This window comes from Pseudomonas sp. GL_103, assembly GCF_057835175.1.
In genome coordinates this window covers 3,399,295-3,422,164 of sequence record NZ_CM174420.1, presented here as the reverse complement: position 1 = coordinate 3,422,164, position 22,870 = coordinate 3,399,295, and the positions used below count along the sequence as shown (strand labels likewise).

Annotated in this window: 20 protein-coding genes; 8 read left to right on the top strand and 12 right to left on the bottom strand. The window is 62.3% G+C overall.

What is annotated here, in order from left to right; all coding sequences use genetic code 11:
• Window positions 1-95 precede the first annotated feature (95 nt).
• Genes lexA through AC3IP0_RS15395 form a run of 4 tightly spaced genes read left to right on the top strand, consistent with a single transcriptional unit; the run spans window position 96 to window position 5,827 of the window.
• The gene (gene lexA / locus AC3IP0_RS15410) at window positions 96-713 is read left to right on the top strand and encodes a transcriptional repressor LexA (protein ID WP_347906995.1); all 618 of its coding nucleotides are present in this window, start codon (window positions 96-98) and stop codon (window positions 711-713) included.
• Window positions 713-1,330 (top strand): translesion DNA synthesis-associated protein ImuA, encoded by a 618-nt coding sequence (imuA, locus tag AC3IP0_RS15405; protein ID WP_489325166.1) that lies wholly within the window; start codon window positions 713-715, stop codon window positions 1,328-1,330. The genes lexA and imuA overlap by 1 nt, the downstream gene beginning before the upstream one ends.
• A gap of 7 nt (window positions 1,331-1,337) precedes the next feature.
• A complete protein-coding gene (locus AC3IP0_RS15400; RefSeq protein WP_489325163.1) occupies window positions 1,338-2,753 on the top strand; it encodes a Y-family DNA polymerase in 1,416 nt (471 codons plus the stop codon).
• Window positions 2,729-5,827: an error-prone DNA polymerase gene (locus tag AC3IP0_RS15395; protein WP_489325161.1), complete on the top strand. Its 3,099-nt coding sequence runs from the start codon at window positions 2,729-2,731 to the stop codon at window positions 5,825-5,827. Before AC3IP0_RS15400 ends, AC3IP0_RS15395 begins: the two co-directional genes overlap by 25 nt.
• A gap of 120 nt (window positions 5,828-5,947) precedes the next feature.
• Here AC3IP0_RS15395 and AC3IP0_RS15390 read toward each other — a convergent pair whose 3' ends face one another.
• The 7 genes from AC3IP0_RS15390 to AC3IP0_RS15360 form a co-directional block, all read right to left on the bottom strand.
• Window positions 5,948-6,610 (bottom strand): flavin reductase family protein, encoded by a 663-nt coding sequence (locus AC3IP0_RS15390; RefSeq protein ID WP_007973324.1) that lies wholly within the window; start codon window positions 6,608-6,610, stop codon window positions 5,948-5,950.
• 12 nt (window positions 6,611-6,622) lie between these two features.
• Window positions 6,623-8,110 carry an amidohydrolase family protein gene (locus tag AC3IP0_RS15385; protein ID WP_489316000.1) on the bottom strand — a complete coding sequence of 496 codons (1,488 nt, stop codon included), beginning with the start codon at window positions 8,108-8,110 and terminating at the stop codon, window positions 6,623-6,625.
• Window positions 8,107-9,303 carry an amidohydrolase family protein gene (locus tag AC3IP0_RS15380; RefSeq protein ID WP_489315999.1) on the bottom strand — a complete coding sequence of 399 codons (1,197 nt, stop codon included), beginning with the start codon at window positions 9,301-9,303 and terminating at the stop codon, window positions 8,107-8,109. Before AC3IP0_RS15380 ends, AC3IP0_RS15385 begins: the two co-directional genes overlap by 4 nt.
• Window positions 9,304-9,469: 166 nt before the next feature.
• Complete coding sequence (locus AC3IP0_RS15375; protein WP_489315998.1) at window positions 9,470-10,537, bottom strand: extracellular solute-binding protein; 1,068 nt, start codon at window positions 10,535-10,537, stop codon at window positions 9,470-9,472.
• Between the two features lie 16 nt (window positions 10,538-10,553).
• A complete protein-coding gene (locus AC3IP0_RS15370; RefSeq protein WP_057714357.1) occupies window positions 10,554-11,342 on the bottom strand; it encodes an ABC transporter permease in 789 nt (262 codons plus the stop codon).
• Window positions 11,339-12,256: an ABC transporter permease gene (locus tag AC3IP0_RS15365; protein WP_489315997.1), complete on the bottom strand. Its 918-nt coding sequence runs from the start codon at window positions 12,254-12,256 to the stop codon at window positions 11,339-11,341. The genes AC3IP0_RS15370 and AC3IP0_RS15365 overlap by 4 nt, the downstream gene beginning before the upstream one ends.
• Before the next feature lies 1 nt (window position 12,257).
• Entirely contained in the window at window positions 12,258-13,343 is a 1,086-nt protein-coding gene (locus tag AC3IP0_RS15360) for an ABC transporter ATP-binding protein (protein WP_489315996.1), read from the bottom strand.
• Window positions 13,344-13,483: 140 nt separating this feature from the next.
• Between AC3IP0_RS15360 and AC3IP0_RS15355 the strand changes: the two genes are divergently transcribed.
• The 3 genes from AC3IP0_RS15355 to AC3IP0_RS15345 all read left to right on the top strand — a co-directional run bounded on the left by AC3IP0_RS15355 (window position 13,484) and on the right by AC3IP0_RS15345 (window position 16,918).
• The gene (locus tag AC3IP0_RS15355) at window positions 13,484-14,173 is read left to right on the top strand and encodes a GntR family transcriptional regulator (protein ID WP_489315995.1); all 690 of its coding nucleotides are present in this window, start codon (window positions 13,484-13,486) and stop codon (window positions 14,171-14,173) included.
• Window positions 14,174-14,399: 226 nt separating this feature from the next.
• Complete coding sequence (locus tag AC3IP0_RS15350) at window positions 14,400-16,511, top strand: hybrid sensor histidine kinase/response regulator (RefSeq protein WP_489315994.1); 2,112 nt, start codon at window positions 14,400-14,402, stop codon at window positions 16,509-16,511.
• A 173-nt stretch (window positions 16,512-16,684) separates the two neighbouring features.
• Complete coding sequence (locus tag AC3IP0_RS15345) at window positions 16,685-16,918, top strand: hypothetical protein (RefSeq protein WP_223514375.1); 234 nt, start codon at window positions 16,685-16,687, stop codon at window positions 16,916-16,918.
• 275 nt (window positions 16,919-17,193) lie between these two features.
• On the opposite strand, the gene AC3IP0_RS15340 is transcribed toward AC3IP0_RS15345, so the two are convergent.
• From AC3IP0_RS15340 to AC3IP0_RS15320, 5 genes are all read right to left on the bottom strand, one after another.
• A complete protein-coding gene (locus AC3IP0_RS15340; protein WP_489315993.1) occupies window positions 17,194-18,273 on the bottom strand; it encodes an SMP-30/gluconolactonase/LRE family protein in 1,080 nt (359 codons plus the stop codon).
• Window positions 18,270-19,415 (bottom strand): sterol desaturase/SRPBCC family protein, encoded by a 1,146-nt coding sequence (locus AC3IP0_RS15335; protein WP_489315992.1) that lies wholly within the window; start codon window positions 19,413-19,415, stop codon window positions 18,270-18,272. The genes AC3IP0_RS15340 and AC3IP0_RS15335 overlap by 4 nt, the downstream gene beginning before the upstream one ends.
• A 106-nt stretch (window positions 19,416-19,521) precedes the next feature.
• Window positions 19,522-20,385, bottom strand: a complete 864-nt coding sequence (locus AC3IP0_RS15330; protein ID WP_489315991.1) for a LysR family transcriptional regulator — start codon at window positions 20,383-20,385, stop codon at window positions 19,522-19,524.
• Window positions 20,386-20,524: 139 nt separating this feature from the next.
• Window positions 20,525-20,839: an SCP2 sterol-binding domain-containing protein gene (locus tag AC3IP0_RS15325; RefSeq protein ID WP_007976511.1), complete on the bottom strand. Its 315-nt coding sequence runs from the start codon at window positions 20,837-20,839 to the stop codon at window positions 20,525-20,527.
• Window positions 20,840-20,903: 64 nt separating this feature from the next.
• A complete protein-coding gene (locus tag AC3IP0_RS15320) occupies window positions 20,904-21,614 on the bottom strand; it encodes a histidine phosphatase family protein (RefSeq protein ID WP_489315990.1) in 711 nt (236 codons plus the stop codon).
• Window positions 21,615-21,815: 201 nt separating this feature from the next.
• Between AC3IP0_RS15320 and sohB the strand changes: the two genes are divergently transcribed.
• On the top strand, window positions 21,816-22,838 hold the full coding sequence (sohB, locus tag AC3IP0_RS15315; RefSeq protein ID WP_489315989.1) for a protease SohB: 1,023 nt from the start codon (window positions 21,816-21,818) through the stop codon (window positions 22,836-22,838).
• Window positions 22,839-22,870 lie beyond the last annotated feature (32 nt).

Here is a 22,870-nt window from a genome sequence, read left to right as displayed (position 1 = left end):
GAAAGACCATCGCGAGCAAGCTCGCTCCCACAGGTTATCGGTTCTGCCATCGGATGATTGACGGCCCTTGCCAGGAAAAAGCCAAAAGAGTACAAATGTACTCCATGACGACTCTGACTCCCCGCCGTACCGCCATCCTGACCTTTATCCGCGATCGCATCGCCGAGCACGGTCAGCCTCCGAGCCTCGCCGAGATCAGCGAGGCGTTCGGTTTCGCCTCCCGCAGCGTGGCGCGCAAGCATGTGCTGGCGCTGACTGAAGCCGGGTTTATCGAGGTCAACCCCCATCAGGCCCGGGGCATTCGCCTGCTCGGGCAGCCGCCGCGTCCCGAGTTGCTGGACATCCCGGTGCTTGGTCGGGTGGCGGCTGGTGCGCCGATCGGTGCCGATGCCGAGGTGCACAGCCGCTTGCTGCTCGATCCGTCGATCTTCTCGCGGGTGCCGGACTACATGTTGCGGGTGCGGGGTGATTCGATGATCGAGGACGGCATCCTCGACGGCGACCTGGTGGGCGTGCACCGCAGCCCCGAGGCCGTTAATGGCCAGATCGTGGTGGCGCGGCTCGACGGCGAAGTCACCATCAAGCGCTTCGAGCGGGTCGGCGATGTGGTTCGCCTGCTGCCACGCAACCCGGCCTACCAGCCGATCATTGTCGAGGCCGACCGGGACCTGGCCATCGAAGGCGTGTTCTGTGGCCTGGTGAGGCAAGGCTGATGGGTGCCGTCGTTGCGCTGGATACGCTGTTCAATGGCGGCCAGCTCTGGAAGGGCCGGCCTGCGCCACCGGCTGCCAGCCCGCAACCCACCGGGCATGCCGCGCTGGACGCCGCATTGCCCAGCGGTGGCTGGCCGGAGGCGGCGTTGACGGAGATCCTGTTGGCCGGGCAGGGCGTGGGCGAGCTGCAACTGGTGTGGCCGACGCTGGCACGGCTGTCGGCGGCGGGCGAGCGCATCGTGCTGGTGGCGCCGCCTTATGTGCCGTATCCCCAGGCGTGGCAGGGCGCCGGGGTCGATCTGCGGCAGTTGTCGATCATCCAGGCCAGCGAGCGAGATGCGCTGTGGGCCGCGGAACAATGCCTGCGTTCGGGCAGTTGCGGGGCGGTGCTGTGCTGGCCGCACAAGGCCGATGACCGCGCCTTGCGCCGCTTGCAGGTGGCGGCGGAAACCGGCCAGACCCTGGCCTTCGCCTATCGCCCCCTCGGTGAAGCGGTCAACCCTTCGCCGGCGGCCCTGCGCATTGCCATCGATGCCCGGCCGGCACAACTGCGCGTGCTCAAGTGCCGCGGCGGCCTGGTCCGTTCGGCGCCGATTGCCTTCGCCGTGGGGCATTGAGGTTGCCATGCGCTGGGTCTGCATTGTTTTCCCGCAATTGGCGCTGGACGCGGTACTGCGTCAGCGCGCCGATCCCGATGAACCCCTGGCGTTGCTGACCGGCCCGGCCCAGCGCCGGGTGCTGCAGGCCGTCAACGGTGCGGCGCGGGCGCTGGGTTTGCGTCCCGGCCAGTCCATGAGCGTGGCACAGGCCTTGAGCAAAGGCTTTGTCACGGCCGAATACGACGCCGCTGAAATCGAACACTGGCAGCAGTTTCTCGCCGCCTGGGCCTATCGCTTCAGTTCCCAGGTCAGCGTGCATTACCCCCGGGCCGTGGTGTTCGAGATCGAATCCAGCCTCGGCCTGTTCGGCGCCTGGCCGCAATTCGAAGCGCTTTTGCGCCGTGAGCTCGGCGAACTGGGGTTTCGGCACCGCATCGTGGCCGCGCCCAACCCGGTGGCGGCGCGGGTGCTGGCCAACGCCTATGACGGTCTGGTGGTCCCGGACGATCAAGCCCTGCAGCATCACCTGGGGCAAATGCCCGTCGACCGGATCGGCCTCGAAGCACCGGTCGCCACGGCCTTGTCGCGCATGGGCCTGCGCACCTTGAGCCAGGTGCAGGCGTTGCCCCGGCATAGCCTGGCCCGGCGTTTCGAGGCCCAGGTGCTCAAGCATCTGGATGCCCTGTCGGGGTCGCGGCGGCTGGCGCTGGCGTTTTACCTGCCGCCGGACCGCTTCGATGTGCGTATCGAGCTCAATTTCGATGTGCAGTCCCATCAAGCCCTGCTGTTTCCGTTGCGCCGGTTGACCGGCGACCTGTCGGCGTTCCTCTGTGGTCGCGACAGCGGCGTACAGCGTTTCGACCTGCATCTGGAGCACGCCGGGTTGCCGGACACGCTCATCAAGGTCGGCCTGCTCAGCGCCGAGCGCGATCCGGCGATGCTCTTCGAACTGGCCCGGGGGCGGCTGGAGCAAGTCCAGGTCGAGGCGCCGGTGCGCGGCTTTCGCCTGCGCGCCGAGGATTTGCCGACCTTCGTGCCCCAGCATCAGGAACTGTTCGACGATCGCCCGCAGCAGTCCTTGCCCTGGGAGCAACTGCGCGAACGCCTGCGTGCGCGGCTGGGGGATGACGCGGTGCATGGCCTGCGCTTCCAGGCCGATCACCGCCCCGAGTGCGCATGGCGGGCCAGTGCCGACAGCCAGGCCTGCGCGGTGCCGGCCGCGGTGAAACGGCCGGGCTGGCTGCTGACTGAGCCGCTGGCGGTGCATCAGGGCTCGGCGCGCATCCTCATGGGGCCGGAGCGTATCGAGTCCGGCTGGTGGGACGGCGACGACGTACGCCGTGACTATTACCTGATCGAAACCCGTGCCGGTCAACAGGGCTGGGCCTACCGGGCGGTCGGTGAGGACGGCCCGCTGTGGTTGCAGGGCTGGTTCGCATGAGCATCGACTATGCCGAACTGCACTGCCTGTCGAACTTCAGTTTCCAGCGCGGTGCCTCCAGTGCCCTCGAACTGTTCCAGCGCGCGAAAAAGCAGGGTTATCAAGCCCTGGCGATCACCGACGAATGCACCCTGGCGGGCATCGTTCGCGCCTGGCAAGCGGCGAAGTCCGTGGAGTTGCCGCTGATCATCGGCAGTGAAATACGCATCGAGAACGGTCCGAAACTGGTGCTGCTGGTGGAGAGCCTCGAGGGCTATCAGGCGCTGTGCCGATTGATCACCCGCGCCCGGCGCCGCACGCAGAAAGGCCAGTACCAGGTGCTGCGCGAGGATTTCAGCGAACCCTTGCCAGGATTGCTGGCGTTGTGGGTGCCGGATGCTGTCGATGCCTTTGAACAGGGCCACTGGCTCAAACAGGTCTTCGCCGAGCGCCTGTGGCTGGCGGTGCAGTTGCATCGCGGTCAGGACGATGCCCGGCGCCTGAACGATCTGCTGACCCTGGCCAGAGAGTTGCAGATTCCGCCCGTGGCCAGTGGCGATGTGCACATGCACGCGCGCGGCCGGCGCGCCTTGCAGGACACCATGACCGCAATCCGTCATCACCTGCCGGTGGTCGATGCCGGGTTGCGCCTGCATCCCAACGGCGAACGCCATCTGCGCAGCCTCGGCGTGCTGCAGGCGCTTTATCCGCCCGACCTGCTCGCAGAAACGCTGAACATCGCCCGGCGCTGCACCTTTGATCTTGGCCAGTTGCGTTATCAATATCCTCGCGAACTGGTGCCGCAAGGGCACTCGGCCACCTCATGGCTGCGTCATTTGGCCGAGGAAGGCATCGAGTGGCGCTGGCCAAAAGGGCCGAAAAGCGAAGTGCTGGTGCAGATCGACAAGGAGCTGCAACTGATCGCGGAGCTGGGCTATGAAAGCTATTTCCTGACGGTCCACGACATCGTCCGCTTTGCCCGCCAGCAACAGATTCTTTGTCAGGGTCGTGGTTCTGCCGCCAACTCGGCGGTGTGCTTTGCCTTGGGGATCACCGAAATCGATCCGGATCGCACGACACTGTTGTTCGAGCGTTTTCTCTCTAAAGAGCGCAATGAGCCGCCGGACATCGACGTCGATTTCGAGCATGAACGCCGCGAGGAAGTCTTGCAGTACGTGTTCCAGCGTTATGGCCGGGCCCGGGCCGCGCTGACGGCGGTGGTCAGCACTTACCACGCCGCCGGTGCGGTACGGGATGTGGCCAAGGCACTGGGCTTGCCGCCGGACCAGATCAACGCCCTGGCCGATTGTTGCGGTCACTGGAGCGATGAAACGCCTCCCGTTGAACGCCTGCGTGAAGGCGGTTTCGACCCCGAAAGCCCGGTGCTGCGCCGGGTGCTGAGCCTGACGGGGCAGTTGATCGGCTTCCCCCGGCATTTGTCCCAGCACCCCGGCGGTTTCGTGATTTCCGAGCAGCCGCTGGACACTCTGGTGCCGGTGGAAAATGCCGCCATGGCCGAGCGCACCATCATCCAGTGGGACAAGGATGACCTCGATGCAGTGGGCCTGCTCAAGGTCGATATCCTGGCGCTGGGCATGCTCAGCGCGATTCGCCGATGTTTCGATCTGCTGCGCCGGCACCGGGGGCTGGACTTGAGTCTGGCGACCATCCCGTCCGAAGATGCGGCCACCTACGAAATGATCGGTCGGGCCGACACCATCGGCGTGTTCCAGATCGAATCCCGGGCGCAGATGTCGATGCTGCCGAGGCTCAGGCCGAAGACGTTTTACGATCTGGTGATCGAGGTCGCCATCGTTCGACCGGGGCCGATCCAGGGCGGCATGGTGCACCCGTACCTGCGGCGACGGAACAAGGAAGAACCGGAGGCGTATCCGTCACCGGAACTGGAGGTGGTACTCAAGCGCACCCTCGGCGTGCCGCTGTTTCAGGAACAGGTGATGCAGATCGCCATTGTCGCCGCCGACTACAGCCCCGGCGAGGCCGACCAGCTACGTCGTTCCATGGCCGCCTGGAAACGCCACGGCGGGCTAGAACCGCACAAGGAACGGCTGGCCGCCGGGATGAAAAAAAACGGCTACACCGCCGAATTCGCCGCGCAGATCTTCGAGCAGATCAAGGGCTTTGGCAGCTACGGTTTTCCCGAGTCCCACGCGGCCAGTTTTGCCTTGCTGACCTACGCCAGTTGCTGGTTGAAATGCCACGAGCCGGCGGCCTTCGCCTGTGCGCTGATCAACAGTTGGCCCATGGGGTTCTACAGCCCGGACCAGATTCTGCAGGACGTTCGGCGTCATCATTTGCAGGTTCGCCCGGTGGACGTGCGCGCCAGTGACTGGGATTGCAGCCTGGAGCCGATGGCCGGTGCGCAACCGGCGATTCGCTTGGGGCTACGCATGATCAAGGGTTTTCGCGAGGACGATGCCCGACGCATCGAGACGGCACGCTCCAAAGGCGCGTTTGCCGACATCGCCGACCTCGGCGAACGGGCGCGACTCGATGCCCGCGCCCAGGAGCAACTGGCCGATGCCGGCGCGTTGCGTGGCTTGGCTGGCGACCGGCATCGGGCACGCTGGGAAGTGGCCGGGGTACAAAAGCAGCTGGGTTTGTTCGCCGGCCTGCCGAGCCTGGAGGAGGATGTGGTGTCGTTGCCCAGACCCACCGTGGGCGAAGACCTGCAAGCCGATTACGCCAGTGTCGGCACCACCCTCGGGCCGCATCCTTTGGCCCTGTTGCGCGGTGAGTTGAGGGCGCGGCGCTGCCGCAGTTCGAAGGAGTTGCTGGACGTCGAGCACGGTCGGCCAGTCAGCGTTGCCGGGCTGGTCACCGGCCGACAACGCCCGGCCACCGCCAGCGGCGTGACCTTCGTCACCCTTGAGGACGAGTTCGGCAACGTCAACGTGGTGGTATGGCGCGACCTGGCCGAGCGGCAGCGCCAGGTGTTGGTCGGCTCGCAGTTGCTTAAGGTCGATGGGCGCTGGGAGAAGGAGGGTGAGGTCCGGCATCTGATAGCTGGACGGTTGAGTGACCTGAGCCCGTTGCTCGATGGTATTACTGTGCGGAGCCGGGACTTTCACTAACGCTGCAACTCCTGTGGGAGCGAGCTTGCTCGCGATAGCGGTGTATCAGACACATTAATATTGAATGTGCCGACGCCTTCGCGAGCAAGCTCGCTCCCACAGGGTTTGTGTTGGTGCCTGCTATTTGGCCAGCGGCCAAAACCGCTCCCCACCCCCCGGCGCGTCCGTCCAGGCCTGCAACGAACGTGTCGGCAAGTCGAAGTAATCCCGCGTGCGCGCATAGCCATGCCCGCCCATGCGTCCGATCGCATCCAGCCCCAACTGATCGATGTACAGGGTTTTCGGATCGATCAGTTCGTCCCGCACATGGGCCATTAGCACTTCGCCGAAGATGATCTCCCGGGATTGGCCTATGGACAGCGCCATCATCCGCCGGCACTCCAGCGCCACCGGGGCTTCGCCGATGCGCGGGCATTTGACCGTGGTGCCGGGGATGGCGGTGAGGCCGGCGGCGGTCAATTCGTCGAAACCGGGGGCGAAGGGCACGGCGCAGACGTTCATGGCTTCCACCAGGGCATCGCTGACGATGTTCACGGTGAATTCCTGGTTGAGTTGAATGTTGCGAGTGGTGTCCTTGGGGCTTTGATCGCCGTAGTTTTCCACGCCCAGGGCGAGGATGGGCGGATCGGCCGACAGCGCATTGAAGAAGCTGAACGGCGCCGCGTTGATCCGGCCTTCGCCGTCGACGGTGGTGACGAGGGCAATCGGCCGTGGCACGACGCTGCCGATCAGGATCTTGTATTTGTCCCGTGGGCTCAATGTGCTGAAGTCGAAGCTTTGCATGGGCAGAAATCTCTAGAGAAGTGGATCAATCGCGCTCAGTGGCGCCTGTGCGCTGTAGTCGTCGGCGAACGGGATGGCTGGCTGGAACAGGCTTTTCCAGTCCGGTTGGCCAAAGGCCCGGTCGCTGTGGCTGCGCATCAGTTTTTCGAATTGGCGTTGGGCCTGGCGTTGCAGGGCGGGGTAGTCGATGCCCTCGACCTGGCCATCCTGCATCACGCAACGGCCGTCGATGTAACTGGCGATACAGTCGTCGCCACGGCCGGCCAGCACCAGATTTTTCAGAGGATCGAATAGCGGCCCCAGGTGCATCCCCCGCAGGTTGAACACGGTGATGTCAGCCTTGCACCCCGGTGCCAGACGGCCGAGATCGTCGCGGCCCAGTGCTTTGGCGCCGCCGAGGGTCGCGGCGTTGTACAGGTCCAGGGTGCTGGTCAGCTCGCTGCCACCCTCCATCAGGCGAGCGATGTTCAAGCCTTGGCGCATGTTGTCCAGCAAGTCCGCCGGCCAGGTGTCGGTGCCGAGGGCGAAGTTGATGCCCTTGGCCCGATAGCGGCCAAACGAATTCAGCGCCTCGCCGTCCCGGGCAAATACCACCGGGCAATGCACCAGGCTCGCGCCGCCATCCACTACCCGTTGCAGGTCGTCATCGCCTCGGGTGTAGATGCCATGGGGCAGCAGGCTGCGCGGGTTCAAAAGCCCAAGCTGCTGCAGCCAGCCCAGTGGCGAGGTGCCGCGCAGTTGCTCGACCATCGCCACCTCACCGAGGCCCTGGCAGCAATGCAAACGCATCGGTGCGTTAAGTTCCCGGCTCAGCGCGGCGGTGCGTTGCAGCAGCGCCGGGGTGCAGGTCTGGATGCGATCGGGCAGCAGCGCGCCGCGAATCAGGCCGTTGTGCGCGCCGTCGAAATCCCGGAAAAACCGTTCGGCGGCATCGAGGCCGGCCATGCCCCGGGCTTCGTTCCAGTGGTGCGCCAGGGTTCCATCGGCCTGCCAGAAGCTCATGCCGCTCATGTAGCAGGGACCGAGGTAAGTGCGCAGCCCCAGTTCGGCCGCCACGCCCGCCACCGCCGCAAATTCGTCGTAGGTCTCGGCCCACTCGCGGTAATACATCGAGGTGATCGGCATGACCGTGGTGATGCCGTTGCGGATCAATTGGGTGAAGGCGTAGCGGTATTTGAAGACTTCTTCTTCGGGGCTGTAGCTTTCCCGCGATCCACGCGCCAGATACTGCGCCGACCACATCCGGCCCATGTCGCGCTCGTCGCCGTTGTCCAGGGTCAGCACCGTGGAATCGAGATCGCCCAGGGCATCCAGATCGATGAAGCCGGGGCCGATCAGCGCGTTGCCGTAATCGATCCACTGATCCACCGGACCCGGATAACTGCGTCCGACAAATTCAATGCGCGCGCCTTCGAACACCACTTCGCCGTCGCGCCATAGCACATGCTGCGCGCCGTCGAAACCAACCACGCAACTGGCGCGCAAGCCGATGCGCTTCACAGACGGCTGTCCAGCAAGCGACCACCCGCAGCAATCAATTGACCCGCGCGATAGACCTGACGCAGCGGCCGCGAAACCACCGCTTCACCCAGTGTTTGTACCGGCATCAACAGAAAATCTGCCGGCTGGCCGATCTCCAGGCGATTGGCTTCGCAACCCAGCGCCTGGGCGCCGTTGACGGTCGCCGCCTCGAACGCCGCCGCCAGTTCTTCGTCCTTGTTCAAATCGAAACGGAACGCCAGCAGCATCGCCCGCTCCAGCATGTCGCCGTTGCCCATGGGCGACCAGGCATCACGAATGCCGTCGGAGCCCAGGCACACATTCACACCGGTTTCGCGCAGGGCCAGGAACGGTGGCACCGCGCAATCGGCCGGGGCCGAACTCATCAGCGAAATACCCAGTGTCGCCAGGCGCTCGGCCACCGGTTTGACCTGGCTCCACGGCAACATCCCCAGACAATACGCATGGCTGATCATCACCCGGCCCTGGCGGCCGAAGCGCTCGGTGTAGTCGGCGATCAGGGCGATCTGCCACAAGCCCAGCTCACCCTTGTCGTGCAGGTGGATGTCGACGCCACGGTCGAACTCGCTGGCCAGTTTGAACACGAAATCGAGTTGTGCGATGGGGTCGTTGTCGATACCGCACGGGTCCAGACCACCGACGTTCTCCACGCCCAGGGCCATGGCTTCGCGCATCAGTTCGGCGGTGCCGGGGCGGCTGATCAAACCAGTCTGCGGGAACACCACCAGTTGCAGGTCGATCAGGTCGCGGTAGTTTTCACGCAGTTGCTGCATGGCCTCGACATGCCGCAGGCCGAATTCCGGGTCGATATCGACGTGGCAGCGCATGGTCAGTGAGCCCCGGGCGATGCAGTTTTCCAGCAGGGCGCCGGCTCGTTGCGCGATGGGCGCGGTGACTTCACGCAGGATGCGCCGTTCATTGGCGATGTAGTCCTTGAGGGTCGGACCGGCGCTGTTGGGGTGCCAGGGTTGGCCCCAGAGGGTTTTGTCCAGATGCACGTGGCTTTCCACCAGGGCGGGGGTGAGCAACTGGTTCTGGCCGTCGATGTCGGTGGCGAGCAGCTCGGTGGTCGAGGCCGGGCGGCGTTGGGCGAACCGACCGTTTTCGATCAGCAGGTCTTCGGCGGCGCCGCCGTAGGGGCGCACGTTGCGTAGCCAGCGGGGTTGGGTCATACAAACCTCATTCAAGTTTTCTAATCAGCGGCGTTCGGGCGGGCCTCATCGCGAGCAAGCTCGCTCCCACAGGGTTTAGGGGTGTTCACAAAATGTGTGATCAGCACAAATCACTGTGGGAGCTGGCTTGCCTGCGAAGGCCGCGACTCGGTTTCAAGTCAGACGATCAGCCCTTGAGCTTGGCCCAGATCCGGTCCTGCAGCTCCCGCGCCTTGTTACTGCATTCCTTCTCGGGACGCAGGCGCGAGGCGAATTCGTCGGGCATGTTGATGGCGTCCATCACTCGCCACTTGGCATCGATCAGCTTGTCGCTCTGGATGCCGTTGTCGTAGGCGATGGCGTTGGACACGGCGGCGGCGTTTTCCGGTTTCATCATCCAGTCGATGAAGATCTTCGCGTTGCCGGGGTGTGGTGCGCTTTTCGGTACGGCGAAGTTGTCCTGGAACATCGCCAGGCCTTCCTTCGGATACACGTATTTGATGGTGCTCTTCTGCAAGGTGGCCCGCGCTGTAGAACCGTTCCAGTTCTGCATCATGATCACTTCACCGGAGGCCATGCGGTCGACGGTGTTGTCCGAGCTGTACATCTTCAGGAAGGGTTTCTGTTTTTGCAGCAGTTCGAGGATGCGCTTGGCGTCCTGCGGGTTTTCGCTGCACTCGTCAACATTCAGGTAATGACTGGCGGCGTTGATCACGCTGCTGGAGGTGTCGAGGGCCGCAAGCTGGCCTTGCAGTTCCTTGCGCGGCTCGAAGAACTCTTTCCACGAGTCGTCGAGCTTGCCGCCGGGCACCCGGGCGCTGTCATAGGAGAACCCGGTGGTGCCCCACAGGTACGGTGCCGAGAACTTGCGCCCCGGGTCGAAGCTCGGGTCGCGGAACGCCGGTTTGACGTACTGGAAGTTGGGCAGGGCCGAGGCGTCGATTTCCAGCAGCAGGTCCTGGTTGATCAGGGTGCGCATGATCGATTGCGACGGCACGATCACGTCATACGCCGCGCCGCCGGCCTGCAACTTGGCCAGCAGGGTTTCGTTGCTGTCGTAACCGTCCATGGTGACCTTGATGCCGGTCTCCTTTTCGAACTTGGCCAAAAGCTCGACCGGGTAGTAGTCGGTCCAGTTGTAGAAGAACAGTTCCTTGGGCTCGGTGGTCTGGGCGCCGAACGCAGTGAGCGCGGTGAAGCAACTCAAGGCCAGACCGGCAATGGCGAAACGGATGCTTTTCACTTTCTTGCTCATATAGAAGTCTCCAGGCTTATTGTTGTTTGCCGCGCTGTCCCAGCCAGAAGGCCAGCACCACCAGCACGATGGAAATCACCAGCATCAGCGTTGAAATCGCATTGATCTCCGGCGTCACCCCGGCCTTGATGGCCGAGAAGATGTACACCGGCAGGGTTGTCGAACCGGGGCCTGCGACGAAGAAGGTCATGATGAAATCGTCGAGGCTGACCACGAACGCCAGCACCGAACCGGACAACACCGCCGGCCACAGCAGCGGCAAGGTCACCCGGCGAAATACCTGCCACGGGTTGGCGTACAGGTCGTTCGCCGCTTCCAGCAGGCTCTTGTCCAGGTCGTTGAGCCGTGCGCGGATCGGCAGGTAAGCGAAGGGAATGCAGAAGCCGATGTGGGCGACGATCACCGTCAGCAGACCGAGCTTGATCCCCAGCGCCATGAACAGCAGCAGGGTGGCCACGGCGGTGACAATTTCCGGCAGGATCAACGGCAGGTTGATCCCGCCCTCGACCATTTTCTGTCCGTAGAACGGCCGGTAGGTCGCCAGCGCCGCGAGCAGTGCAATTGCCGTGGCACACACCGTGGCGATGCTGGCGACGATGATCGAGTTCAGTGCGGCGGTCTGGATCGACGGGTTGGCCAGGATTCGTCCGTACCAGTCGAACGAGAACTCGGTCCACACCGTCGCCGAGCGGTTGGCGTTGAAGCTGTAGGCGATCAGCACGAATATCGGCAGGTACAGATAGGCCAGCATCAACAGGCTGACTTCGCGGGTCAGGGGTAGTTTCTTCAGGTGCAGGGCGATCATGCTTGGGCTCCTGGGCGTTGGGTCTTGGCGGCATTGCGGCTATAGAGGGCGTAGAACACCAGGGACAGCAACATGATCCCCAGCAACAGGAACGACAGCGAACTGCCCAGCGGCCAGTTGCGCGCGGTGCCGAACTGCTGCTGGATCAGGTTGCCGATCATCAGCGTCTTGCCGCCGCCGAGGATCGCCGGGGTAATGAAGGCACCCAGGCTTGGCACGAACACCAGCAAGGCACCTGCGATCACCCCCGGCATCGACAGCGGCAGGATGATCCGCCGTAGTGCGTGCCAGCGGTTGGCGCCCAGGTCGTAGGCGGCTTCCACCAGGCGCCAGTCGAGTTTTTCCAGGGTCGAGTAGATCGGCAGGATCATGAACGGCAGGAAGCTGTAGACCAGGCCGACGCTGACCGCGAAGTCGTTGTAGAGCAGGGTGATGCCTCCGGCTTGCGGGAACAGCGCGTTGAGGCTCTGGGCGACCCAGCCGTGTTCGCGCAGGATGATCAGCCACGCGTAGTTGCGGATCAGCAGGTTGGTCCAGAACGGGATGGTGATCAGCAACACCATCAGGTTGCGCCGACGGGGTGTCAGGCTCGACATCCACAGCGCCACCGGAAAGCCGAACAGGAAACACAGGACCGTGGTGCCACCGGCCTGGAACACCGAACGCAGCAGCGCCTGGGCGTAGACCCAGTTCAGTTCCAGTTCACCGTCGAAACCTTCCTGGAAAAACAGTTGCACGTAGCTTTGCAATTGCCAGTCGGCCTGCCAGTCGACGCCGCCATAGACGTTGCGTGGCAACAGGCTGATGTAGCCCATGATGCCCAGCGGAATGGCGATCAGGGCCAGCAGGGTCAGAACCACCGGGCTGAGCAACAGCGCACGGTTGAGGGCCGGGGAAGTGCTGCTGACGCTCATCTCAGGCCTCCATCAACAGGCAGGCGTGGGGCGGCAGGTTGACCGCGACGCGATCGCCCACCACCCGCCCGTGGTTCAGGCCTTCGTTGTTCTCGCGCAGCATGACCTTGATGTCGTTGTTCAAGCGGCATTGATAGAGCGTGGCCGTGCCGACATACAGCACGGCCTCGATCACACCGCGCAGGTGATGCGGCTGCGTCGGCTCGACCAGTTGCGAACGCTCGGGGCGGAACGCCAATTGCACGCTGCTGCCGTCAAAGCCCTGGGCCGGGCAGGGGATTTCCACTGGCATGCCATTGGGCACGAAGAGCTTTTCGTTCTGCTGGCCACGTTTGATATGGCCGGGAAGGAAGTTGATGTCGCCGATGAACTGCGCGACGAACTGATGCTGCGGACGCTCGTAGATTTCATTGGGCGTGCCGATTTGCAGGATCTTGCCGGCGGACATCACGGCGATGCGATCGGACAGGGTCAGGGCTTCTTCCTGGTCGTGGGTGACGAAAATGAAGGTGATCCCGGCTTCTTTCTGCACGCGTTTGAGTTCGACCTGCATTTCCTTGCGCAGCTTGAGGTCCAGGGCCGACAGCGGTTCGTCCAGCAACAGTACTTTGGGTTTTGGCGCCAGGGCCCGGGCCAGAGCCACCCGTTGCTGTTGGCCGCCGGACAGTTCGGCCGGTTTGCGCCTGGCCAGGTGCTGCATTTGCACCAGTGCGAGCATCTCATCGACCCGCTGCGGGATCAGTTTGCGATCAAGGCCCTGCATCTCGAGGCCGAAGGCGATATTCTGCGCAACACTCATGTGTGGAAACAGCGCGTAACTCTGGAACACCGTGTTGACCCGACGCTTGAACGGCGGCAAATCGTTGACCGGCTCGCCCGCGAGGCGGATCTCACCGTCGCTGACATGCTCGAAGCCGGCGATAGTGCGCAGCAAGGTGGTTTTGCCGCAGCCGGAGGGGCCGAGCAGGGTGAAGAATTCGTTGTCGACGATGTCCACCGAGACGTTATCGAGGGCTGGTGCCAGCCCCGGATCGTCGGAATATCGTTTTGAGACGTTTCGCACTTCGATTGCTGTTGGATGACCCATTATGGTGCATTCCTCTAATTATTGTATGCAAAATCTGGATGCAATTTAGAAATACCCGGATTAATCTGCCCGTGCAAGCCCCTTTTTCAATGGCTGTTCATTCGCCAGGGTCGGTTGCACAGGGCGCAAGGAGTTGATGAATGACGGAAAAGAAACTGGAAACCACGGTCGACCGCGTCTACCAAGGGGTTTACGAGGCGATCAGCAAGCGTTCGTTGCGTCCGGGCATGAAGCTCGGCGAAGCCTCTTTGGCCGAGCTGTTCAATGTCAGTCGCACGTCTGTCCGGGCCGCGCTCAAGCAATTGGAGGCCGACGGACTGGTCACCACCGAGCCCAATAAAGGTGCGTCGGTGTCGTTGCCCAGTGACGAAGAGATCCGCTCGCTGTTCGAAACCCGGCGCCTGGTCGAGATCGGCATCGTCAGCGAACTGTGCCGTCGTCGTGATACGGCGGTGACCCAGGACCTGCGCGATCACTTGCTGCTGGAAGATGAAGCGCATCAGAGCGGTGATCACGAACGGCTGATTCACCTGCTCGGCGAGTTCCACATCAAACTGGCCCGCAGCCTGAACAACCCGGTGTTGCTCGACTGGTTCCAGAAGCTGATTTCCCGGGCGTCGCTGTACGCCGCGGCGCTGGATGACGACAGCCACGAGGCCTGCCGCGACGACGAACACCTGCGGTTGATCGAGTACATCGAAGCGGGCAACCAGAGCGCGGCCATCGAGCTGACCTGCATGCATTTGAATGGCATCGAGAAGGCCATTCTGGATGTCGCGGCCACGCTGAAAAGCAGTTCCAACCCGCTCAAGCACTTGATCGAGGTGTAGTGCACGGTCTTTCGGTTACTGAGGACTAAATTGTGGGAGCGGGCTTGCTCGCGAAAGCGGTGGCACAGTCAACATCGATGTCTTCTGACACACCGCCTTCGCGAGCAAGCCCGCTCCCACAAGGGATCTCCAGTGGCCCGCGAGAATCAGCTATACCTCTATGAAACGAATAGCGTGCAGGATGCTCGAAACAGACGGGTGCAACTTACCGGGATAGAGCCAGCCGATGCAGTTTCTAGAGGATAGCCACGGGTGCTCCGGGTGGAACGGCGAAATGGCCGGGCGAATTCGTGCGTTCGACTGGAGCCTGACCGAACTTGGCCCGCTCGATTCATGGTCCAGGAGCCTTGGCAGCGCGGTGCAGTTGATGCTCGCGTCCCCGCTGCCGATGGTGATGCTCTGGGGCCAGTCCGGGTACATGATTTACAACGACGCCTACTCGAAGTTTGCCGGTGGGCGTCATCCGTACCTGCTCGGCTCTGCCGTGGAACTGGGTTGGCCGGAAGTCGCCGAATTCAATCGCCACGTGGTCGACACCTGCCTGGCGGGCGGCACCTTGTCCTATCGCAACAAAGAACTGGTGCTGCTGCGTGACGGAGTTCCGGAAGATGTCTGGATGGACCTCTATTACAGCCCCGTGGCTGACGATGACGGACGTCCGGCCGGGGTCATGTCCATGGTGGTGGAAACCACGGAGCGGGTGATATCCGAGCAACGGCGACAAGTGGCGGAAGACGCCTACCGCGCCGACAACGAACGGGTACGCCTGGCGCTGAACGCCGGTGCTCTGCTCGGTTCCTTTGTCTGGGACATCAAGGCCAATGTGTTGTCGGGTGACGAGCGCTTCGCTCGCACGCTCTCTTATCCACCCGGGCAAGACCTGCAAAACCTGTCCCAGGAAATCGCTGAAAGCCGGATCCATCCGGATGACCGTAGTTGGGTTCAGGAACGACTCACACTGTCGGTCGAAACGGGCGAGTCCTACAACGTCGAATACCGGATCCAGCGCCCCGACGGCAGTTACCTCTGGGTACTCGCCAGTGGATGTTGCGAGTTCAATGAGCAGGGTGAGGCGTTTCGTTTCCCCGGCGTGCTGATCGATATCCACGAGCGCAAGACCGCTGAAGAGTCCCTGCTCAAGTTCACCCGCAACCTTGAACAGCGGGTGGCCGATGAGGTCGAGGCGCGGCTGGCGGCGGAAGAGCAACTGCGCCAGTCACAGAAACTCGAAGCCATCGGCGGCCTCACCGGCGGTGTGGCCCATGACTTCAACAACCTGTTGCAAGTGATCGCCGGCAACCTGCACTTACTGGCGCGCCATGAGCCGGGTAACGCCAATGTGCAGCGCCGGGTCTCGGCGTCGATCGCTGCCGTCGAGCGCGGTGCCAAGCTGTCCTCGCAATTGCTTGCATTCGCCCGTCGCCAACCGTTGTCGCCCGCGGTTTTCACTTTGCGGCAGATTTTCGATGGCCTGGCGGAGCTGTTGTTGCGCGCCCTGGGTGAAACCCTTCAGGTTCACATGGCGGCACCCGAAGACTCCTGGAATGTGTTTGTCGATCGCAATCAACTGGAAAACGCCATTCTCAATCTGGCGATCAATGCCCGTGACGCCCTTCAAGGCGAAGGGAGGATTGACCTGTGCGCGGAAAACATCGTCCTTGATCGCAAATTTTGTGCTGCAAAGGGCATTTCCCCCGGGGACTATGTGCGGGTGTCCGTGACGGATACAGGCGTCGGCATGCCGCCGCAGGTGCTGGCCCAGGCATTCGAGCCGTTCTTCACCACCAAGGCTGACGGGCAGGGCACCGGCTTGGGTCTGAGCATGGTGTTTGGCTTCGTCAAGCAAAGTGGCGGTCATATCGAAATCGCCAGTGACGTGGGGCGGGGGACCCGGGTGCAGTTGTACTTCCCGCGCACTTTGCGCGCGGCACCCAGCGAAACGCCGGGCCCTGATGTACCGCAACGGGGCGGGCACGAACGCATCCTGGTGGTCGAGGACAATGAGGCCGTGCGGGTGTCGGCGGTGGAGTTGTTGCGCGAAGAGGGCTATCAAGTCCTCACGGCCACCAACGGTGACGTGGCCATGCAAATGTTGCTGGAAGGGCTGGCGGTGGACCTGATATTTACCGATGTGGTCATGCCCGGCCTGATCAAGAGTTCGGACCTCGCGGCCTGGGCAAAAGTGCAGGAGCCACCGGTGGCCGTACTGTTCACCTCGGGGCATACCCGCGACATCATCTCGCGCAATCACCAGCTCAGCTCCGACACCCACCTGTTGAGCAAACCCTACAATCCCGAAGCACTCAGGCAGATGGTGCGCATGGTGCTCAACGGCTGAAACCGCTGGAGGCGCTGGCGCAGGCAAGGTTTTTATCACCTGTGCGGCCGGACGACGAACGGACGCCGCTGGTCTGACAGGTGGTCGACAGAACGGGCTAACCGAGGCCATTCTGATAGTTGGTGAACGCAATTGATCGCGTTTCGCTGCCGATCAACAAACGGAGGTGTTCCATGCCGGTGCCCCATGACCTTTATCAGGATCTGAAACGCTCAAAGGAAGAAGTCCAGCAGAAACGCACCAAGGATCCGTTACTGGATTCACTGCTTAACAAGTATTCCCAGGCGGATGCCGAAGTGGTGAAAGCAGAGGAGGCCAAGTCCAACGATGACACCGTAAGGAAACTCAAGGAGGCTCGTCTGCTGGTCAAGGACAAGATCGTCAAGCAACTTGGCGCGTCGTCCTGACCCACCAGCCTGCCACCGACGACCGGTGGCTGAACAGTTGAAATGGCACAAAAAAAACGGCACCTCGAATGCCCAGAGACCGCTGTTACGGCTCACAACGAGGTGCCTCATGACCCAGCCAAAATATCCCGGTGAACTGAACGCTGTCCCATGTGGGAGCGGGCTTGCTCGCGATAGCGGGCTGACAGGCAATGCATGTGTTGACTGACCCGGCGCCATCGCGAGCAAGCTCGCTCCCACATTGGTTCTGCGGTGAATTCAGACAGGTGGACTGCTCATTGCAATGCCTTGCTTAACGGCAATCGCACCATGTTCTGCGCTTTCAGCGAACCGAAGTACAGCCAGTCCCCATACTCGCGCACCGTGGTGATGGGGGAGTAATTGTTTTTGCTGCCGTCCTGCAGATTGGCGATCACTTTGCCATCAAGGTCCAGGCCCAGGGCAAATCCGCGTTTTTCCACGGGCTTGGGCAAGACAGTCATGGCCCGCACGATCATCTTGCGTACCAACGGATGCGCCGCCGTGGCGTCGAGCAAGGGGTTTCGGGGGGCATAGAGTGCCACCCAGAAGCGGTCGCGGCCATTGAACGACAGGTTGTCCGGCAGCCCCGGCAGGTTGTCGATAAACAGGTCATGGGTGCCGGCCTTCGGACCGCTGAGCCAATAACGGCTGATGCGGTAGGCACCGGTTTCATTGACCAGGACATAGGCATCGTCCGGTCCCAGGGTCACGCCGTTGGCAAATTCCAGCTTATCCAGCACAACCGAGGTCTTGCCGGTCTGGAAGTCGTAGCGCAGCAGTCGACCGTCGCCGCCGTGTTCGATCACGGCCTCACCGTCGTGGCCATAGCCGAAGCGGCTCGAAGCATCGCTGAAATAAGCGTAGTGACCAGGTTTGTCGATAACCACATCGTCGGTAAAACCGAAGGGAACGCCGCCGGCTTCTGTGGTCAAGGCCACCAGACGCCCCTGGGCGTCGAGGGATAACAAGCCTTTGACGGCATCGGCGATCACCAGCAGACCATTGGGATGCCGGGCCAGGCCCAGTGGCCGGCCACCGGTAACGGCCAGGAGTTTGGTGGTCTTGCCGTCCAGGCTCGTGCGGATCAGGCGACCGTCGTGCAGGCCGGTGATGAGCGTGTCGCTTTCCAGCAACAAGGCTTCCGGCCCGTCGATGTCGACGGCACCGACGCGTTCCACCCCCTTTAGCCGCTGATTGTCGGCGTAGATTCCGCTGGTGAGGGACGGCGCAGGTTGTGGTGTCCAGGCCACCGGTCGCACCTTGGTCGGCATCAGCAACAGGAAGGCGCCGATAACGACGATGGCCAGCAACAGACATTTGAAGGTTCTGCTCACGCGCCGACCCCCGTCGCCGCCAGATACTTCTGCGCCATGTCGCGCAACGCCAGCATCGACGCCGCCGATTCCCGATCGATGCGCCGTTTGAGCAACAACCGATTGGCAATCCGCATTGTCAGGCCGCTGAATTGATACTCCAGGGTGCGGACGAAGCGTGTGTCCTCGCCTGTGGCATCGCATTCATAGGTCACCATCAGCGACAGCCCGTGATCACCCCGGGCCTCAGCGCTCCAGCGCCGCCCGGGCAGGTACTCCGCCACCTCCCAGCGCAAGTGCCCGTCGCGCCCGCCGGCACGGATGTCTTCCTCGAAACGTGCGCCGGCATGCAACGGGCCTTTTGGCCCGTCGATGCGCAGTGACGATGGATGCCATTGCGGCCAAAGGGTCACGGTGCTGGCGTAGGCAAGTACCTGGACCGGGTTTCCGGTAATGACAATCTGATGCTGCATGCGGGTCATGGGCGTTCTCGTCGGGTTGAGCGGCTCAGGTTTCGGCTCCCAATAGAGGGTGCCGAACAGGTAGTCCATCAGCGGGAAAACGATGTTGAAATTACGCTCCTGCATCAATTCGCGGCGGTGATGCAGTTCGTGCAGCCGGCGCATCTGGCGGATCCACGGCAGCCGTGTGAGCAGGTTGCGCGACGGCAGGTGCTCGCAGGCATGGAACACTTCGTAGGTCAGGTAACCGAGGACAAGAAGGCCGCCGACCAATCCGGCGACGTTGGTATTGATGTGCTTGAGCAGCCACCAGAGGGGCAGGGCGACGGCGAGGGTGTGCAGCACGATCAGCCACGCCGGAAACAGGATCACCCGCCAGTCGCGGGCGCTGTCGTAGGTCATGTGGCCGGGGGTGAAAAAGCTGTGGTGGTCGACGGCGTGACGGGCATAAAACAGCCGGGCGAAGGTCTTTTTATGATGTCCCAGGTGGCGATGCACCATGTACACGCCGAGGTTGAACAACAGCAGCGTGACCGGCACCGCCAGCCATTCCGCTGGCCGCACCTGATGTACGTTGCTCCAGAAAGCGCTGATCGCCACTGCCCCGAACACCAGGACAAACGCGCCATGTAGCCAGGGGTTGTAGAGCGGATGAATGTCGGCGCGGTAACGGCTGCGGAATCCTTCGGTGGTCTGCCTCACTGCAATCACCTGTCGTTTTTGTTATCCCTTTCAGATTAGCCGATCCCGGTGACTTGACGGACCGAACCTTGAGGACACAACGGCCATGATCCGGTGCAAACCGGTCTCAGGTCAGCGGATCCCAGCGCTGCGACCAGTCTTCGTCGGAGTCGATGACCTTGCGCAGCAGGTCGAAGGCGTGTTGCAGCGTCGGCGAGTCATGATCGCGCGAGTAGACCAGATAGGTCGGGTAGCTGAATTCCGGCGCCTTGGGCACCCGTTCCAGGGCGCCGCTTTGCAGATAACTTTGTACGACACGGGTGCGGAAGTAGCCACTGCCGCCGTTTTCGAGAAGGTACTGCAAGCCCAGCGGACCGAGATTGAAACTCAGCGCAGCCTTGGCTTTTTCCGGCAGCGCGGCGTCGTGCTGGCGCCGGAAATCAGCGCCCCAATCGATGTACACGTAAGGATCGGGCTTGTCGGCCTGGCGCACGAGAATCAGTTTTTCTTCGAGAATCTGCTCGACCTGCAGACGCGGCCAATACTCGGGCTGATACACCAGCGCGGCATCCAGAACGCCCAACTCCAGTTGCCGCAGCAGGTTTTCACCGTCGCGGATTTCCATGCGCAGGGCGTGGCTGGGGATGTTCTTGCGAATTTCGCCGGCCCAGCCGAGCATCAGCGGGTTGCACAGGCTCACCTCGCCACCGATGTGCAGCACATCGCGATAACCCTCGGGCAACGGCAAATCACGCCGCGCGGCTTCCCAGGTTTGCACCAGTTGATTGGCGTACACCACGAACGCTTCGCCGTTGGGCGTAAGGCGGGCGCCGGCACGATTGCGCACGAACAGGGTGCTGCCCAGCTGGCTCTCGAGTTTTTGCACCCGCGCGGTGATCGCGGTCTGGGTTACATGGAGTTTTTCCGCAGCGGCAGCCAGGCTGCCATGGCGGACGATTTCGAGGAAGGTTCGGGCGAGGTCGATGTCCATGGGGTGGCCGGTGTGGGGAGTGCGGACATTGTAAGAGCACCACAGAAGCTGTGGCGAGGGGGCAAAAACGACGAATCCCGCCACTAAGGGCGGGATTCGTTTGCGGCAGGCACGCCCCCGAAGTTCGGGAGCCAGGTGCTTACGACGGGAACAGTTCGGACAGTTTCATCGCCAGCATCATGTCGCCTTCAGCGCGCAATTTGCCGCCCATGAACGCTTGCATGCCGTCAGTCGAACCGTCGACGATGCCTTCCAGGGTTTCGCCGTCCATCACCAGGGTCACCTGGGCGTCCGGGTTCTCGCCTTCCTGCAGTTCGCAGGTGCTGTTCTTGACGATCAGCGAGAAGTTCTTGGTGTCGTCGATGCGGAAACCGAAGACCAGGTCCAGACCGGCGGCAGCGGCTGGGTTGAACTTGGCTTTCATTGCTTGTACGGCATCAGCTACGGAGGTCATGGTTCGATCCTTTCTTGGGTAATAAGAGCTGGGTGATTACAGCCAGGGTCACAATAGTCCGGACTCAGCGAAACGTGATGAGTTCCGGGGCCTTCAACAGTTGCAGGTGCGCATGACTGTTGAAGGAAGCCAGGGACACCTCGCGACCACGAAACTTAAGCTGGTTGAGCGAGGTGTTGACGATTTGCCAGTTCAATTCAAAGGCCTGCCGGGCAGGCATTTGCGTAATCAGGTGGAGCAGGGCGGTGATGGTGCCGCCAGACGTGAACACGGCAATTTTCTGGGTGTTGTCGGCCTGGTCGAGGATGCGATACAAGCCGGCCTGCACCCGTTCGACAAACCCCAGCCAGCTTTCCAGACCTGGTGTGTCATAGGTGCCGGCCAGCCAGCGCTCGATGATCAGGGCGAAGATACGCTGGAACTCACCGCGGTTTTGCGCGGCGTTGCGCAGGATTTCCAGGGCTTCGGGTTCGTCCGGCAGCATGGCCGGCAACAGCGCGCGGATCACCGCATCGGCGTCGAACTCGTTGAAGGCGGAGTCGGTTTCCAGCAGCGGCACTGGCAGGCCCGCCGCGGCGAATTGCTCCAGCGCGCTGTTGGCTGTGTGCTGCTGGCGGCGCAGGTCTCCCGCCAGGCAGCGGTCGAAGCTGATCCCCAGTTCGGCCAGGTGCCGGCCAAGGATTTCAGCCTGACGAATGCCGGTCGGCGACAGGACGTCGTAGTCGTCTGCACCGAAGGAGGCCTGGCCATGTCGAATCAAATAGATGCTGCCCACGTCCGCGTCTTCCCGGTACGTTGAAGGTTTGGCGAGGTTATGAGGATGGCGGTGTGCTGTCAATGAAAAAACATACGCTTGTTTGAAATGCCCGTTACAGGCCTGTTGCCAGAGCTTTCACGGCTGGTCGCAAGGTCGGCGCATGGGTATGCTGGAGGTATCCCGCGCGCGTTCAAGCCGCGCATCGTTTGAGGAGTCCCCGTGGAGTTTTTTTCCGAGTACGCCATATTTCTGGCCAAGACCGTGACCCTGGTGATTGCCATTCTGGTGGTCCTGGCCAGTTTTGCGGCCTTGCGCAGCAAGGGGCGGCGCAAGTCGTCCGGCCAGTTGCAGGTTAGCAAGCTCAATGATTTCTACAAAGAGCTGCGCGAACGCCTGGAGCAGACCTTGCTCGACAAGGACCAGCTCAAGGCCTTGCGCAAGACCCAGGCTAAAACCGACAAAAAGCAGAAGAAAAAACCCGAGGCCAAGTCCCGGGTGTTCGTGCTGGATTTCAACGGCGATATCAAGGCATCGGCCACCGAAAGCCTGCGCCACGAAATCACGGCCTTGCTGACCTTGGCCACACCGAAGGACGAAGTAGTGCTGCGCCTGGAAAGCGGTGGCGGCATGGTTCACAGCTACGGCCTGGCCTCCTCGCAACTGGCGCGTATCCGTGAGGCCGGCGTGCCCTTGACCGTGTGTATCGACAAGGTCGCGGCCAGCGGTGGCTACATGATGGCGTGCATTGGGCAGAAGATCATCAGTGCACCGTTCGCGATCCTCGGCTCGATTGGCGTGGTGGCGCAGTTGCCCAACGTCAACCGCTTGCTGAAAAAGCACGACATCGACTTCGAAGTGCTGACCGCCGGTGAATACAAGCGCACCCTGACCGTGTTTGGCGAAAACACCGAGAAGGGCCGGGAGAAGTTCCAGCAAGACCTGGACATCACCCATCAACTGTTCAAGAACTTCGTGTCGCGCTATCGCCCGCAACTGGCGATCGATGAAGTGGCCACCGGTGAAATCTGGCTCGGTGTCGCGGCGCTGGACAAACAACTGGTCGACGAACTCAAGACCAGCGATGAATACCTCGCCGAGCGCGCCAGCAAGTCCGAGCTCTATCACTTGCATTACGCCGAACGCAAAAGCCTGCAGGAACGCATCGGCATGGCCGCCAGCGGCTCGGTCGATCGCGTGCTGCTGAGCTGGTGGAGCCGTTTGACCCAGCAACGCTTCTGGTAATTATGCGTTCAATCGGATAACCGCCATTGCCC